We start from the raw sequence: 16,166 nt of genomic DNA on the forward strand, positions 1-16,166 counted from the left end.
TTGGTTTTGCTTGCAATGGACTAGATCCATCCACCCCATTGCAAGAAGAAAATCCCGATGTTCGTGGTGACGGCGGCCATCAGCGTGGTGATCACGATGATCGACGCCGCCAGCTCATGGTTGCCGTTGGCTTCCCGCGCCATCACATAACTGGCCGCCGCGGTGGGGCTGCCGATGTAGAGGAACAGGATGCCAAGCTCGGCACCGCGAAAACCGCACAACCAGGCGCCAAGCGTTCCCAGCACCGGCAGCCAGACCATCTTCACCAGGCTGACATCGATGGCCAACCGGCCACTGTCGCGCAGCGCCGTCAGTGACAGGGTGCCGCCGATGCAGATCAACGCCAGCGGCAAGGTCATCTGTGCCAGGTAGTCCCCCGAGGTCAGCAGCCAGTTGGGCAGCGGCACCTGACCGTAGGCCATGGGCGTGGCCAGCAGCACGCTGATGATCAACGGGTTGCTGAGGATGCTCTTGCAGATGCTCCACGGGTCGGACTTCAGGTCCGGGCTGTACACCGCCAGGACCACCGTCGACAGCGAGTTGTACAGCAGGATCACCAGCCCGGCCAGCAGCGCGCCGAGGGATATACCGTAGTCGCCATACAGGCTGGCCGCCAGTGCCAGGCCGATCACGCCGTTGTTGCCGCGAAATGCGCCCTGCGTGTAGACGCCCCGGTCCGCCCGCGGACAGCGCCAGATCGCCAAGCCCCAGGCCAGGCCGAAACACGCCAGCGTCGCAACCACGAAGTAGAGGATCACCCCAGGTTTCACCGCAGACGCCAGGTCGGCATGGTAGATGCCGAGGAACAGCAGCGCCGGCATGCACACGTTGAACACCAGCTTCGAGGCGACCCGGTTGAAGTTGTCGTCGATCAAGCGGATGCGCTTGAGCAGCACGCCCATGAACAGCATGGCGAACACAGGGGCCGTGATGTTCAGTGTCTGGATAAGAAGGGCAAGCATGCAACGTGTTCCCGGGAATTACCGTCAAGGGCGCAATCATACGTGAGTGCCGGGGAGTTGCGCCCGCCACAGTAGCCAGATGCCCGCACAAAGAGATCTTGACGTAGGAATTTTCCTGAATATAGTAAGAATTACTGTATATATATACAGTATAAAAATGGACGATCCAGACATTGCAAGGAGCAAATCATGTCAGGAATGCACACTCTGCCTGTCGCCGCGAAGGCCCAGGTAACGCTGGTGGTCGCCGACCTCGAGCAGTTGTTCGAGGAACAGGGCGTCGCCCTGCCCGGCCCCGACAGCCATCTGATGTTGGTCATGCATGGCCACCATACCGTCAAGTATCACCGCCTTGCGCCGCCACCGGCACGCGGCCCATCCGCACGGCGCGGGCCGGAGCTGTTCTTCGAAGGCGGCGAACACACCGCCATCGGCGACAACACCCTGCTGCGCTTTGAAGCGGGTCAACCGGGTATCCCCGCCCATCAGTCGCCGCTGCCGTTGCCCAACGGCCTGAGCCTGACCTATGGCCAGGTGATTGCCTTGGGCGGCGACTTCTACGGTTTGCCCGAGCGCCCAATCGCCGATGGCGTCAACGACGCCGAACGGGTCGAGCGCTTCACCCAGGCCTTCGACTCCCTGGCGCGCCTGCCAGCGGCCAAGGCGGAAGCCGAACAGATCCTTGCGGTCATGCAGGAAGAAATCGGTGCCGCCAACCAGGCTATCAAGGACGGCCGTCAGCCCCACGAGGCCTATGACGCGCTGGGTGACAGCCTGTCGGCGCGCTGGAACCGCATCACCGGGGGCGGCAGCTTCGCCTCCGACCTGTTCCCCCTGGGCCGCTACCTGAAACTGGCCGCCAGCAACTGGGACCACTTCGGCCCCTGGGCGCTGGCGGCCTACCAGGCCGGCCACGCCGCCGCCCTGCAGCAGGCGCTCAAAGCCCGCGCCAGCGGCGAGGAGCGCGACCTGCAACTGGCCTATGCGATGAACGCCTTCGCCGACCACTTCCTCACCGACCTGTTCTCCGCCGGCCACCTGCGGGTGCCGCGCAAGGCCCTGGCCGATACCGTCACGCCGAGTGACGTCGGCTCGCTGATCTCGCGCTTCATGCACGACGAGGACAGCAAGTACGGCCTGGCCGTGCGCAATGCCGAAGGCGAGCAATGGCGCGCCTACGGCGACAAGCGCTACTTCGACAGCGTCGATGTGGCCAACCGTCGCCAGGTGGGCCGCGCCGTGCAACGGTCGGCCGACGAGGTGTTCCAGGCCTTCGCCGAAGGCCGCGCGCCGGCGGCGAAGGACTTCGCGGCGCTGCGCCTGGCGCCCGACCTGCGGGCCGCCGAGCAGGACCTGGTGCCCGGCAACTTCGCCCCGCTGTACTTCCAAGACGGCAAGACCGTACTGCGGCGCAAGGATGTCAACGACCTCAACGATCGCACCCGCATCGGCGACTGGTGGGGCTGGAGCACCTACCTGCTGCTCAAGGACTACAAGCCGAACAAGCCCACCGGCTTCATCGATGCCCCGGGCACCTCGCCAGCGATCACCGGCTGGGAGCGCCGCGAGCCCGATGGCCTGAACTGGCAACGGGGCAACGCGGTGCGCTACGCCTTCAGCGTCACCGACCAGCTCAATGAGTCGTACATCGGCCCGTGGAGTGCCTATGTCGAGTTGACCGATCAGTTCCACCCGAGCGTGCAAGTGCCAACGGACGGCAAGCAACGCGGGCGCAACCTGTTCCGCCAGTTCCGCGGCGGTTCACCGGAACTGATTGCCAGCCTGGACGGCAAGACCACGCTCTATATCGATCGCAACGCGTGACAAGGAGGTCACCGATGAATATCAAGGTCAAACTGGAACTGGCTTCGGGCCAGTCGATGGAGGGCATGCCGCTGGAGTTGCTGCGTGCCGGCAAGGTGATTGGCCGGGCGAAAGTGCCGGCGGGGGGACAGGTGGCGTTCGAGGCGCCATCGGGGGCTGGGCAGCTGGCGGTGCGGGTTGACCGCTCGAAAGGGAAAGCCTGACAAAACGCTGGGGGCCACTACGTGGCCCTTTCGCCGGCAAGCCGACTTCCACAGGGCATCGGTGATCCTTGTGGGAGCCGGCTTGCCGGCGATGGGGCGCGCAGCGTCCCCAGTGGACTTCAGCGCCGTACCGGGCGCTTCTGCAACTTGCGCTGCAGCGTGCGCCGGTGCATCCCCAGCGCCCGCGCCGTGGCGGAGATGTTGCCTTCGTGTTCGCTCAGCACCCGCTGGATATGCTCCCACTGCAGGCGATCCACCGACATCGGGTTTTCCGGCACCAGGGTGTCCAGGTCGGTGTGCTCCGAAAGCAGCGCCGCCAGTACATCGTCGGCGTCCGCCGGCTTGCACAGGTAGTTGCAGGCCCCGCGCTTGACCGCCTCGACCGCCGTGGCGATGCTCGAGTAGCCGGTCAGGATCACCACGCGCATCTCCGGGTCCAGCTCCAGCAGCTTGGGCAGCAGCACCAGGCCCGAATCGCCTTCCATCTTCAGGTCCAGCGTGGCGTAGTCCGGCAGGTCCTGCTCAGCCAGCTTCAAGCCCTCTTCAGCAGAACCCGCGGTGCTCACGCGGAACCCGCGACGGGCCATGGCTCGCGCCATCACTCGGGTAAAGGTGGCGTCGTCGTCCACCAGCAGCAGGTGCGGCAGCTCTTCGCCTTCAACCTGGTTTTCTTCGCTCATCATGCATCTCCTCGCTTGCCATGGGGCAGGCGCAATTCGGTCAGGGTGCCACCCTGCTCATGACTATAGAGTTTCACCGAACCGCCCGCACGCGTCACGCTGGCCTTGCTCAAGAACAGGCCCAGGCCAAAGCCTTTGCCCTTGGTGGTAATGAAGGGTTTGCCGATGGCTTCGGCGATGGCCGGCGGTACGCCCGGGCCATGGTCGCGGATGCTGATGACGATGTCCTGGGCGTTCCAGTCCAGGCGCACTTCCAGGTCATCCGGGCAGGCATCGGCGGCGTTGTTCAACAGGTTCAGCAGCGCCTGGGTCAGGTCCGGCGGCGGTGTCAGCCGCGGCACCACGCCATCGCGCAGGCGCTGGAAGCGATAGCTGGCCTCCGGGCGCATCAGGTGCCAGCGGTTGAGTGCCTCGTCGAGCCAGGCGGTGACATCCTGCTCGATGATCGCCAGGCGCCGGTTGGCCTCGGCGGCGCGCACCAGTTGCTGCAGGGTCTCCTTGCACAGCTTGACCTGGTCCTGGAGGATCTGCAGGTCCTCCTGCAGCAGAGGATCGGCATGATCCTGGCGCATCTCGTTGAGCAGCACGCTCATGGTCGCCAGCGGCGTGCCCAGCTCATGGGCGGCGCCGGCGGCCTGGGTGGCCACGGCCAGCAGTTGCTCGTCGCGCAGGCTTTCTTCACGGCGTTCGGCGCGCAGGTTCTCCTGGCGGCGCAGCTCCTCGGCCATGCGCGCGGCGAAGAAGGTGATCACCCCGGCGGCCAGGGCGATGCTCAGCCACATGCCATAGACCTGCATGGTGTCGCGGGCCAGCGGCAGCGTTTCCAGCGGGTAGTACTGCACCAGCAGCAGGCTGTAGGCCACCAGGGCGATGCCCGAAAGCACCAACGAGTAGAGCCACGGCAGCGTGACCGCGGCGATCGCCAGCGGCACCAGATAATAGGAGACGAAGGGGTTGGTCGAACCGCCCGAGTAATAAAGCAGCGCACTGTGGATCAGCAGGTCGCAGGCCAGCTGCAGCGCGTATTCGAGCTCGGTGACCGGCAGCGACAGGCGTAGGCGCAGGGCGGTGAACGCACAGAGCAGCGATGACAGGGCCAGCGTCACCGCCAGCGAGAACCACGGCAACGGCAGCAGCTCGGTCCAGTAGGCAACGCCCACGGAGCCGGCCTGGGCCGCCAGCACGAGAATGCGAATAAAGGTCAGGCGCCAGAGGTTCTGGCGTGTAGCGGACAACGGTTGTGCGACGGCGAGCATGAGCTCTCCCAATGAGTGCTCCAGGAAAATCGGCTGGAGTATACCGAAGCCGGGCGCCTCGCTGCAGCGATGCGGCAAAGCGCCACACTTTGTCACAGACTCATGATGGCATTTTTGAACCCACTACACTGTTGCCGGTCTGATCGGCCATGCGTGGAACGGATGTCCTCATCCACGCCTTACCTTGCCAAGGAGCTCCACATGCACATTTCCCGTCGCGGCGCCGCCGCTGTTGCCCTGTCCTGCGGCATGCTCGCCAACCTGCCGGCCCTGGCGGCCGACGAGCCGCGCTACAACCAGGTGTCGCTGCGCGCCGAAGTCAGCAAGGAAGTGGCGCGCGACCTGATGGTCGTGACGCTGTACAGCGAAGCCCAGAACAGCGACCCGGGCAAGCTCGCCAAGGAGATCACCGAGACCATGAACAAGGCCGTGCAGCAGGCCCGCCAGGTCAAGGATGTGAAGATCAGCCAGGGCAGCCGCAACAGCTACCCGATCTACGACACCAAGGGCCAGAAGATCACCGGCTGGCGCGAGCGCGCCGAGCTGCGCCTGGAGGGAGCCGACTTCCCGGCCCTGTCCAAGCTCACTGGCGAGCTGCTGCAGGACCTGAAAATGGGCGGCATGGACTTCTCCATCGCCCCGGCCACGCGTAAGAGCAACGAGGACGAGCTGCTCAAGGATGCCGTCGCCGCCTTCAAGGCACGCGCTCAGTTGGCCACCGAGGCCTTGGGCGGCAAAGGCTACAAGGTGGTCAGCCTAAACCTCAACAGCAGCGGCTACCCGCGTCCGTACCTGCGCAGCGCGCCGATGGCGATGATGGCCAAGGGCGCCGCCGACGAGGCTGCGCCGGCACCGGATATCGAAGCCGGCACCAGCGAAGTCAGCATGAGCGCCGATGGCCTGATCGAAGTTCAGGTCCCTTGACCCACCCAACCGGATGTTCGAGGCGTGCAGAACGTCTCGGACAACGGTTTCAGACCTTTCCTACGCACCAAACGGGTGCATCTGCTTGCCGCATAAAGTGCGAAACATCCTGAAATTTTCGCCCTTTTCACCCACGCAAACGATCAACATTCGCCAAAGTTATATGGATGCGACATCCATGTACGTCCGTACCACAATTTTGGCGCCAACCATCCTGCTGAGTGTTGCATTGGGAACACCCCCTGCATTAGTATCCGCAGGTCGGCTCACGAGGCCGCCTCAATTCGAAAAATGACAACAATGAGGCCACCATGCTCAAACACGCAGTCATTCCGTTCCTGTTAGGCGCAGGCTTGCTAGCCGGCGCTCCTTCTGCCCTCGCCGCATCCAACCTGGTGTTCTGCTCCGAAGGCAGCCCAGCCGGTTTCGACCCCGGGCAGTACACCACCGGAACTGACTTTGACGCCTCCGCCGAAACCATCTTCAACCGCCTGACTCAATTCGAGCGAGGCGGCACCGCGGTGATTCCGGGCCTGGCCACCAAGTGGGAGGTTTCCGACGATGGCAAGACCTACACCTTCCACCTGCGCGAAGGCGTGAAGTTCCATACCACCGAATATTTCAAGCCCACCCGCGAATTCAACGCCGATGACGTGCTGTTCACCTTCGAACGCATGCTCGACAAGAACCAGCCGTTCCGCAAGGCCTACCCCACCGAGTTCCCTTACTTCACCGACATGGGCATGGACAAGAACATTGCCAAGGTGGAGAAGATCGACAATCACACGGTGAAGTTCACCCTCGCCCAGGTCGACGCCGCGTTCATCCAGAACATGGCCATGCACTTCGCCTCGATCCAGTCAGCCGAGTACGCTGACCAGTTGCTCAAGCAGGGCAAACCCGCCGACATCAACCAGAAGCCCATCGGCACCGGCCCGTTCGTGTTCAGCAAATACCAGAAGGACGCGCAGATCCGCTTCAAGGGCAACAAGGACTACTGGAATCCCGAGGAAGTGAAGATCGACAACCTGATCTTCGCCATCAGCACTGACGCCTCGGTGCGCATGCAAAAACTGAAGAAGAACGAGTGCCAGGTGACGCTGTTCCCACGGCCGGCCGACATCGAGCCGCTGAAGGCGGACAAGAACCTGCAGATGCCCCACCAGGCTGGCTTCAACCTCGGCTACATCGCCTACAACGTGATGGACAAGGTCAAGGGCAGCAACGAAGCGAACCCCCTGTCCCAACTCAAGGTCCGCCAGGCGCTGGACATGGCGGTCAACAAGCAGCAGATCATCGAGTCGGTGTATCAGGGTGCCGGCCAGCTGGCGGTCAACGCCATGCCGCCGACCCAGTGGTCCTATGACGACACCATCAAGGACGCCGCATACGACCCAGAGAAGGCCAAGCAACTGCTCAAGGAAGCCGGCATCTAGGAAGGTACCGAGATCACCCTGTGGGCCATGCCGGTGCAACGCCCCTACAACCCCAACGCCAAGCTGATGGCCGAAATGCTCCAGTCCGACTGGAAGAAGATCGGTATCAACGCCAAGATCGTCAGCTACGAGTGGGGTGAATACCTCAAGCGCATGAAGAACGGCGAACACGACATCGCCCTGATCGGCTGGACCGGCGACAACGGCGACCCGGACAACTGGCTGGGCACGCTGTTCAGTTGCGACGCCATCGGCAGCAACAACTACTCGCTGTGGTGCGACCCGCAGTACGACGCCCTGGTCAAGAAAGCCAAGCAGGTCACCGACCGCGACCAGCGCACCAGCCTCTACGAACAAGCCCAGCAACGCCTCAAGCAACAAGTGCCGATCACTCCGGTCGCGCACTCCACGGTCAACCAGCCGCTGAGCATCAGCGTGAAAGACTTCAAGGTCAGCCCCTTCGGACGCAACGTTTTCTCCGGCGTCAGCATCGATTGACCCTTCACGCGGGCGTGGGAGTGCAACCCACTCCCACGCCCGCGTGCAGCCCGGATTTGCCTGGCAACCCCAAGGCAGACACTGCAGTACCGCGTCACCGTGACAAGCCCGGCTCACAAGGTCGGGTGATAACTAAAAAAATATCAGGGAGCTTTCATGTTGATTCGTACCACAACCACCGCACTGGCCTTGTCCGTCGGCGCCTTCTGCGCCCTCGCCCAGGCCGAACCCGTGAGCCAGGACTTCGTGCCGTTCGCGCTCAAGTCCAGCAGTGAGCAGGCCGAAGCCAAAGGCTTCATCGATGGCCAGAGCCTGTCCGGCAGCACCCGCAACTGGTATGCCCGCGAACGCGCCACCCGTGCGCCGCTGTGGAAGTACACCAAGGGTGACGGCACCCGCCACGACACCCACAGCCGTGACAACTGGGTGCAGGGCACCATCCTCAACTACAGCTCGGGCTTCACCGAAGGCACCGTGGGCTTCGCCGTCGAGGCCGCGGCCTACAACGCCATCGCCCTCGAGCAGGGCCGCGCCGCCGTGGCCGGCCCGAACAACCGTACGCTGACCCACAGCGACGGCGACCCGATCGGCCAGTGGAGCAAGATGGGCCTGGGCAACGTCAAGGCCCGCATCTCCAACACCACGCTGACCGTGGGCCGCCAGTCGGTCGACACGCCGATGATCGCCTATATCGGCAACCGCGCATTGCCGTCGAGCTTCCAGGGTGCGTTCCTGCATAGCGCCGAGTTCGAGAACCTGTCGTTCGACGTGGGTACCTTCGACCGCGTCTCGCCGCGTACCGAGCAGAGCCTGAGCAAGTTCCGCAGCGAATACGGCAACGGCAGGGAAACCGACCGCGCCAGCACCGTCGGCCTCAACTACCAGCCGCTCAAGAGCCTGACCACCAGCCTCTACGCCACCAAGGTCGAGGACTTCTGGAACCAGTACTACTTCGGCGCCAACCACGTGCTGGGCGACAGCGCGGTGCTGAGCCTGACCACCGGTCTGAACTACTACAAGACCGTGGACGAAGGCAGCAAGAAGATGGGCGAGATCGACAACGACACCTACAGCCTGTCGTTCGGCCTGACCCACCAGGCCCATACCCTCAGCGCCTCCTGGCAGCAGGTCAACGGCAACGAATACTTCGACTACCTGCACGAAACCAACGGCATCTACCTGGCCAACTCCCTGCTGTCGGACTTCAACGGTCCGAACGAAAAGTCCCTGCAGATCAGCTATGTGCTGAACATGGCGCCGTATGGCGTGCCGGGCCTGAAGTTCAACGTCTACAACGCCCGCGGCTGGGGCATCGACGGCACCCACTACAAGGGCACCGCCTATGACGTCCGTGGCCAGGACGGCGAAAACCACTACGAGTGGGGCATCGGCACCAGCTACGCGGTGCAAAGCGGCATGCTGAAGGACACCACCATCCGCGCCACCTATACCGCCCACCGTGCCAGCAAGGCCCAGGCCGACGGCAGCCTCGACGAGCTCCGCGTCGTGACCACCATTCCGTTCAACATCCTCTGACCGTTGGCGCCACGGCCCGACTCCCCACGGGCCGTGGCGGCTACGCTGGAACTAGCACTGCAGGGAGGTTCCATGAAAATGCTACCGCTACGTGCTGCCTTGGCAGCCGTCATCCTGGGCGCCGCATCGAATCTGGCGGCCAAGCCGCTGGTGGTGTGCACCGAAGCCAGCCCGGAAGGCTTCGACATCGTCCAGTACACCACCGCCGTGACCGCCGACGCCACGGCCGAGGCCATCTTCAACCGCCTGGTCGACTTCAAGCCCGGCACCACTGAGATCCAGCCGGCCCTGGCCACCAGCTGGGACGTCAGCCCCGACGGGCTGGTCTATACCTTCCACCTGCGCGAAGGCGTCAAGTTCCACACCACCGACTACTTCACCCCCACCCGCGACTTCAACGCCGATGACGTGCTGTGGAGCCTGAACCGCCAGTTGAAGAAAGACCACCCATGGCACGACAAGACCAGCGTCGGCTACCCCTATTTCGAGAGCATGGCCTTCAAGGACCTGCTCAAGTCGGTCGAAAAGACCGACGACCACACCGTGGTGATTACCCTGACCCGCCCGGAAGCACCCTTCCTGCGCGACCTGGCCATGGCCTTCACCTCGATCTACTCCGCCGAGTACGGCGACCAGTTGCTCAAGGCCGGCAAGACCGGCGATCTCAACAGCAAGCCGATCGGCACCGGCCCGTTCGTGTTCCAGCGCTACAGCAAGGACGCCCAGGTTCGCTACAAGGCCAACCCGGACTACTTCCGCGGCAAGCCGCCAGCCGACGGGCTGATCTTCGCCATCGCCACCGACAGTAACGTGCGCCTGCAAAAGTTGCGTGCCAACGAGTGCCAGATCGCCCTGTACCCCAAGCCTGACGACGTGCCGGGGATCAAGACCGATCCAAAACTCAAGGTTGCCGAGATCGAGGCGCTGGTCACCGGCTACATCTCGATGAACACCCAGCACAAGTACCTGAGCGACGTGCGCGTGCGCAAGGCGATCAACATGGCCTTCGACCGCCAGACCCACGTCGACCAGCTGTTCGGCAAGGGCAACGCGCTACCGGGGGTCAACCCGTACCCGCCGACCATGATCGGCTACAACACCGACAACAAGAACCCGCCCCACGACCTCGACAAGGCCCGTGCCCTGCTCAAGGAAGCCGGCGTGCCGGAAGGCACGGTGATCACCCTGTTCACCCGCAACGGCGGCGGCCCGACCAACCCCAACCCGCGTCTGTCGGCCGAAATGCTTCAATCCGACCTGGCCAAGATCGGCATCAAGCTCGACATCCGCGTGATGGAATGGGCCGAAATGCTGCGTCGCGCCAAGAAGGGCGAGGCCGACCTGGTGTCGGCGGGCTGGGCCGGCGACAACGGCGACCCGGACAACTTCCTCACGCCGATGCTCAGCTGCGATGCGGCCAAGAGTGGCGAGAACTACGCGCGCTGGTGCAACCAGAAATTCCAGGACCTGATCACCCGCGCCCGCGAAGTGATCGACAACGACGAGCGCGCCAAGCTCTATAACGAGGCTTTGGCGGTGTACGATGAAGACCAGCCGTGGATCAGCATGGCCCACCCGAAAATGTTCACCGCCATGCGCGCGAACGTCGAAGGCTATGTGATCAACCCACTGACCAACAACAACTTCGCCACCACCCGGGTGAAGTAGAACAACAACAGCCGCCGGACCTTGTGCAAGAGGCCCCGGCGGCGCGCCGTTACCGGCTGATGAGGTACCCCTGACAATGTTGAGTTTTATTGCCCGACGCCTGGGTCTGCTGATCCCGACCTTCTTCGGTATCACCCTGCTGACCTTCGCGCTCATACGCCTGATCCCCGGCGACCCGGTCGAAGTGATGATGGGCGAACGCCGGGTCGACCCTGAAATGCACGCCCAGGCCATGGAGCGCCTGGGCCTGAACAAACCGCTGCCGGCCCAGTATCTGGACTATGTCGGCAAGCTCGCCCAGGGCGACCTCGGCGAATCCCTGCGCACCCGTGAAAGCGTATGGAACGAGTTCCTCACCTTATTCCCGGCAACCCTGGAGCTGGCCATGGCCGCCCTGCTGTTCGCCGGGGTCATCGGCCTGCTGGCCGGGGTGATCGCCGCGCTCAAGCGCGGCTCGCTGTTCGACCACGGGGTGATGGGTATCTCCCTGGCCGGCTACTCGATGCCGATCTTCTGGTGGGGCCTGATCCTGATCATGTTCTTCTCGGTAAGCCTGGGCTGGACGCCGGTCTCCGGACGCATCGACCTGCTCTACGACATCGAACCGAAAACCGGCTTCATGCTCATCGACACGCTGCTCAGCGACGAGGAAGGCGCGTTCAAGGATGCAGTGATGCACCTGATCCTGCCGGCCATCGTGCTGGGCACCATCCCGCTGGCGGTGATCGCCCGCATGACCCGTTCGTCGATGCTCGAGGTGCTGCGCGAGGACTACATCCGTACCGCCCGCGCCAAGGGCCTTTCGCCGTCGCGCGTGGTGTTCATCCACGGCCTGCGCAACGCGCTGATCCCGGTGCTGACCGTGTTCGGCCTGCAGGTCGGCACGCTGCTCGCGGGCGCCGTGCTCACCGAAACCATCTTCTCCTGGCCGGGCATCGGCAAATGGCTGATCGAGGCCATCGGTGCCCGTGACTACCCCGTGGTCCAGAACGGCATCCTGTTGATCGCCTGCCTGGTGATCCTGGTCAACTTCGTCGTGGACATCCTCTACGGCCTGGCCAACCCACGCATCCGTCATCAGCGCTGAGGACTCCGCCATGACCAGCCCGATTCCAAAATCCGTCACCCCGCCCAGCGTGGTCGACCAAAGCTTGCTCTACCCCTCGCCATACAAAGAGTTCTGGCAGGCCTTCTCGCGCAACAAGGGCGCGGTGGCCGGCCTGGCCTTCATGACCCTGGTGGTGTTCTGCGCCCTGTTTGCCCCCTGGGTCGCGCCGCACAACCCCAGCGAGCAGTACCGCGACTTCCTGCTCACCCCACCGGTGTGGCTCGAAGGCGGCACCTGGCAGTTCATCCTCGGCACCGACGAACTGGGCCGCGACCTGCTCTCGCGCCTGATCCAGGGCGCCCGCCTGTCGCTGCTGATCGGCCTGTCATCGGTGGTGATGTCGCTGATCCCGGGCATCCTGCTTGGCCTGCTGGCCGGCTTCTTCCCGCAGATCCTCGGCCCCTCGATCATGCGCCTGATGGACGTGATGCTGGCCCTGCCATCGCTGCTGCTGGCCGTGGCCATCGTCGCCATCCTCGGCCCAGGCTTGATCAACACGGTGATCGCCATCGCCATCGTCTCGCTGCCCTCCTACGTGCGCCTGACCCGCGCCGCGGTGATGGGCGAGCTGAACCGCGACTACGTCACCGCCGCGCGCCTGGCCGGCGCCGGCCTGCCACGCCTGATGTTCGTCACCGTGCTGCCCAACTGCATGGCGCCGCTGATCGTCCAGGCAACGCTGAGCTTCTCCTCGGCCATTCTGGATGCCGCCGCCCTGGGCTTCCTCGGCCTCGGCGTCCAGCCGCCGACCCCCGAGTGGGGCACCATGCTGGCCTCGGCCCGCGACTACATCGAGCGCGCCTGGTGGGTGGTGAGCCTGCCCGGCCTGACCATCTTGCTCAGTGTGCTGGCAATCAACCTGATGGGCGACGGCCTGCGCGATGCGCTGGACCCGAAACTCAAGAACGCCGCCTGAGGAGAACGCCATGTCACTGTTGCAGATCAACAACCTGAACGTGCGCTTCGGCGACGCCAATGCCGTGCCCGTGGTGGATGGCCTCGAACTGAGCGTGGACGCCGGCGAGATCCTCGCCATCGTTGGCGAGTCCGGCTCCGGCAAGTCCGTCACCATGATGGCCCTGATGGGCCTGATCGACGCCCCTGGGCGCATCACCGCCGACGTGCTCAACTTCGACGGCATCGACATGCTCAAGCTCAGCGGCCGCCAGCGCCGCAAAGTGGTGGGCAAGGACATCGCCATGGTCTTCCAGGACCCGATGACCGCGCTCAACCCCAGCTACACCGTGGGCTACCAGATCGAGGAAGTGCTGCGCCAGCACCTCGGCCTGAAAGGCAAGGCCGCGCGCCAGCGTGCCCTTGAGCTGCTGAAGAAGGTCGAGATCCCGGCCGCCGAAAGCCGCCTGGACGCCTACCCGCACCAGCTGTCCGGCGGCATGAGTCAACGGGTGGCGATCGCCATGGCCATCGCCGGCGAGCCGAAGCTGCTGATCGCCGACGAACCGACCACTGCCCTGGATGTGACCATCCAGGCGCAGATCATGGAGCTGTTGGTCAACCTGCAGAAGGAGCGCAACATGGCGCTCATTCTCATCACCCACGACCTGGCGGTGGTCGCCGAGACCGCCAAGCGCGTATGCGTGATGTACGCGGGCCAGGCCGTCGAAGTCGGCCAGGTGCCGGAGCTGTTCGACATCCCCGCCCACCCGTACAGCGAAGCGCTGCTGGCGGCCATCCCCGAGCACAGCATCGGCGCCGAGCGCCTGGCCACCCTGCCCGGCATCGTCCCCGGCCGCTATGACCGCCCGCAAGGCTGCCTGCTGTCGCCGCGCTGCCCCTATGTCCAGGAAAACTGCCGCCGGCAGCGCCCGGCCCTCGATCCCCAGGCCCACAGCCTGGTGCGTTGCTTCTATCCGCTGAACCAGGAGGTGGCGTGATGGCCGTCGTTCTTTCCGCTCGTGAGCTGACCCGCCACTACGAAGTCTCCCGCGGCATGTTCAAGGGGCATGCGCTGGTCCGCGCGCTCAACGGCGTGTCGTTCGAACTGGAGGCCGGCAAGACCCTGGCCGTGGTCGGTGAGTCCGGCTGTGGCAAATCGACCCTGGCCCGGGCCCTGACCCTGATCGAGGAACCCTCCTCCGGCTCGCTGCAAATCGCCGGCCACGAGGTCAAGGGCGCCAGCAAGGACCAGCGCAAGCAACTGCGTCGCGACGTGCAGATGGTGTTCCAGAGCCCCTACGCCTCGCTCAACCCACGGCAGAAGATCGGCGACCAGCTCGCCGAGCCACTGCTGATCAACACCTCGCTGAGCAAGACCGAGCGTCGCGAGAAAGTGCAGAAGATGATGGAGCAGGTGGGCCTGCGCCCCGAGCACTACCAGCGTTATCCGCACATGTTCTCCGGCGGACAGCGCCAGCGCATCGCCCTGGCCCGGGCAATGATGCTGCAGCCCAAGGTGCTGGTGGCCGACGAGCCGACCTCGGCCCTCGACGTGTCGATCCAGGCCCAGGTGCTGAACCTGTTCATGGACCTGCAAAAGGAGTTCAACACCGCCTACGTGTTCATCTCCCACAACCTGGCGGTGGTACGTCATGTGGCCGACCAGGTGCTGGTGATGTACCTGGGGCGGCCGGCGGAGATGGGACCGAAGGAAGATATCTACGAGAAGCCGTTGCACCCGTACACGCAGGCGCTGCTGTCTGCGACCCCGGCGATCCACCCGGATCCGCTCAAGCCGAAGATCCGCATCGCCGGTGAACTGCCCAACCCACTGAATCCGCCGGATGGTTGCGCGTTCCACAAGCGTTGCCCTTATGCCACCGACCGTTGCGCCAAGGAAGTACCGGCGTTGCGGCAGGTGAGTACACGGCAGGTGGCTTGCCATTATGCCGAGCAGTTCCTGTAGCGGGATGCCCCAATGAGAACGCCGCCCTTCGGGGCGGCGTTCTCATTTTTCAGTGCATGAACAATGCAATCAGGATGATCACGGGAATAGGTACTCCGAGCATCCACAGCAATAATGAGCGCATGACAGATCTCCTTGTTCCAAGTTATCGGATCGGTGCAGCGGTGTGGCGCACGTTGTAGTCGGCCGGACTGCCTTGCAGCCACTGCACCCGGTCACGCTGCCGGCCGCCGAACAATGCCGCCAGGCTGGCGAAGAAGGCGCCGCAAAGCAGGGCGACGAAGGTCCACAACGCCGTCCAGGCCGCCGCCTTGGTCGCAACATCTGCAGCTTGTTTGGCCTCGAGCTTGGCTTGCTGCAGCTGCGCATAGACCTGATCGACCCGGGCTTCAGCCTCGGGTTGTGTCAGGCGTGTGCGCTGGGCGACAACCTGGGCCAGGTAGGTCCGGTCCTCCGGCGAAAGTGCGCCCCCCTGGACTAGCGAGCGTGTCAGAATGCGCGCCGCCACACCATTTGCCGCGTCGTCACTGACCGCCACCGGGCCTTGGCCGCGGAACAAGCCATCGACGAAGTAGCCCATCGAGTCCCGGCCTTGACGATCGCTGCCAGCCACGCCTGCAGCCGCAGTGGCGCCAGCCACCCCGGACGCTGCAGTAACACCGGCTCCCAGCAGGTTGCCCGCAGTACCCAGCACCAACAGGGCGGCCACGAGCGTGGCAACCGCCCAGGCCAGGAAGCCATGGGCAGTGTCGCGGAAATACACTTCGTCGCCGTGCAGGTTGGCCCATTTCACGCGAAGACGTCCGGCGATGTAACCACCTAGACCCGAGGCCAGTATCTGGGTGATCAATAGCCAGATGATGGTTGAAATGCCAAGGACCTTGGCGCTGGCGCCTTCGTCGGCCCAAGGCGAGGTGGCGGCCAGCCCCAACCCTGATCCCAATATCACCAGGATCAGGGACAATGCGGCCGCTGCTGCTGCGCCAGCGAAGATCGCGGCCCAGGAAACACCGGAGCGATTGGGGTCGTTGGTGGGGTAATCGGCAGGTGTGATCATGATTTCGACGCCTTATCTGAGGGGAGGTCCGTTCTCGGGTAAGGCGGTGCAGGTGCTGTGCCACTTTGTGTCAAAACATGACTTCTTTATAAATCAGGTAGTTGGCTTGTAGGAAATCGCTGAACATCATGCAAAATGCCAGATCGTGCCG

13 protein-coding genes and 1 pseudogene are annotated in these 16,166 nt (G+C 64.0%); 10 read left to right on the forward strand and 4 right to left on the reverse strand.

Annotated elements, in window-relative coordinates; all coding sequences use genetic code 11:
- Positions 1-20: 20 nt before the first annotated feature.
- Complete coding sequence (locus K5H97_RS24250; RefSeq protein ID WP_028689632.1) at positions 21-962, reverse strand: AEC family transporter; 942 nt, start codon at positions 960-962, stop codon at positions 21-23.
- Positions 963-1,151: 189 nt separating this feature from the next.
- Here K5H97_RS24250 and K5H97_RS24255 point away from each other — a divergent pair, with 189 nt between their 5' ends.
- Both K5H97_RS24255 and K5H97_RS24260 read left to right on the forward strand, forming a co-directional pair.
- Positions 1,152-2,786, forward strand: coding sequence for a hypothetical protein (locus tag K5H97_RS24255; RefSeq protein ID WP_028689631.1), 1,635 nt, complete (start codon positions 1,152-1,154; stop codon positions 2,784-2,786).
- A gap of 14 nt (positions 2,787-2,800) precedes the next feature.
- Positions 2,801-2,989: a hypothetical protein gene (locus K5H97_RS24260; protein WP_028689630.1), complete on the forward strand. Its 189-nt coding sequence runs from the start codon at positions 2,801-2,803 to the stop codon at positions 2,987-2,989.
- Between the two features lie 119 nt (positions 2,990-3,108).
- Here K5H97_RS24260 and K5H97_RS24265 read toward each other — a convergent pair whose 3' ends face one another.
- Together K5H97_RS24265 and K5H97_RS24270 are read right to left on the reverse strand one after the other, a co-directional pair.
- A complete protein-coding gene (locus tag K5H97_RS24265) occupies positions 3,109-3,669 on the reverse strand; it encodes a response regulator transcription factor (protein ID WP_028689629.1) in 561 nt (186 codons plus the stop codon).
- Positions 3,669-4,925, reverse strand: a complete 1,257-nt coding sequence (locus K5H97_RS24270; RefSeq protein WP_028689628.1) for an ATP-binding protein — start codon at positions 4,923-4,925, stop codon at positions 3,669-3,671. Before K5H97_RS24270 ends, K5H97_RS24265 begins: the two co-directional genes overlap by 1 nt.
- A 201-nt stretch (positions 4,926-5,126) precedes the next feature.
- Between K5H97_RS24270 and K5H97_RS24275 the strand changes: the two genes are divergently transcribed.
- The 8 genes and pseudogenes from K5H97_RS24275 (at position 5,127) to K5H97_RS24310 (ending at position 14,958) form a co-directional block, all read left to right on the forward strand.
- Positions 5,127-5,849: an SIMPL domain-containing protein gene (locus tag K5H97_RS24275; protein WP_028689627.1), complete on the forward strand. Its 723-nt coding sequence runs from the start codon at positions 5,127-5,129 to the stop codon at positions 5,847-5,849.
- Between the two features lie 311 nt (positions 5,850-6,160).
- Positions 6,161-7,783, forward strand: a pseudogene (locus K5H97_RS24280) (ABC transporter substrate-binding protein).
- Positions 7,784-7,939: 156 nt separating this feature from the next.
- Positions 7,940-9,319, forward strand: a complete 1,380-nt coding sequence (locus tag K5H97_RS24285) for an OprD family porin (RefSeq protein ID WP_036985906.1) — start codon at positions 7,940-7,942, stop codon at positions 9,317-9,319.
- Positions 9,320-9,391: 72 nt separating this feature from the next.
- On the forward strand, positions 9,392-10,987 hold the full coding sequence (locus tag K5H97_RS24290; protein WP_028689624.1) for an ABC transporter substrate-binding protein: 1,596 nt from the start codon (positions 9,392-9,394) through the stop codon (positions 10,985-10,987).
- Positions 10,988-11,063: 76 nt separating this feature from the next.
- Positions 11,064-12,074 carry an ABC transporter permease subunit gene (locus K5H97_RS24295; RefSeq protein WP_028689623.1) on the forward strand — a complete coding sequence of 337 codons (1,011 nt, stop codon included), beginning with the start codon at positions 11,064-11,066 and terminating at the stop codon, positions 12,072-12,074.
- Positions 12,075-12,084: 10 nt separating this feature from the next.
- The gene (locus K5H97_RS24300) at positions 12,085-13,011 is read left to right on the forward strand and encodes an ABC transporter permease subunit (RefSeq protein ID WP_028689622.1); all 927 of its coding nucleotides are present in this window, start codon (positions 12,085-12,087) and stop codon (positions 13,009-13,011) included.
- Positions 13,012-13,021: 10 nt separating this feature from the next.
- Complete coding sequence (locus K5H97_RS24305; RefSeq protein WP_028689621.1) at positions 13,022-13,990, forward strand: ABC transporter ATP-binding protein; 969 nt, start codon at positions 13,022-13,024, stop codon at positions 13,988-13,990.
- Positions 13,990-14,958 (forward strand): peptide ABC transporter ATP-binding protein, encoded by a 969-nt coding sequence (locus K5H97_RS24310; protein WP_028689620.1) that lies wholly within the window; start codon positions 13,990-13,992, stop codon positions 14,956-14,958. Before K5H97_RS24305 ends, K5H97_RS24310 begins: the two co-directional genes overlap by 1 nt.
- 145 nt (positions 14,959-15,103) lie before the next feature.
- Here the strand turns inward: K5H97_RS24310 and K5H97_RS24315 are convergent, their stop codons facing one another.
- Positions 15,104-16,015, reverse strand: coding sequence for a hypothetical protein (locus K5H97_RS24315; protein WP_028689619.1), 912 nt, complete (start codon positions 16,013-16,015; stop codon positions 15,104-15,106).
- Positions 16,016-16,166: the final 151 nt, after the last annotated feature.

It is taken from the genome of Pseudomonas mosselii, from assembly GCF_019823065.1.
GTDB classification, from domain to species: Bacteria; Pseudomonadota; Gammaproteobacteria; order Pseudomonadales; family Pseudomonadaceae; genus Aquipseudomonas; species Aquipseudomonas mosselii.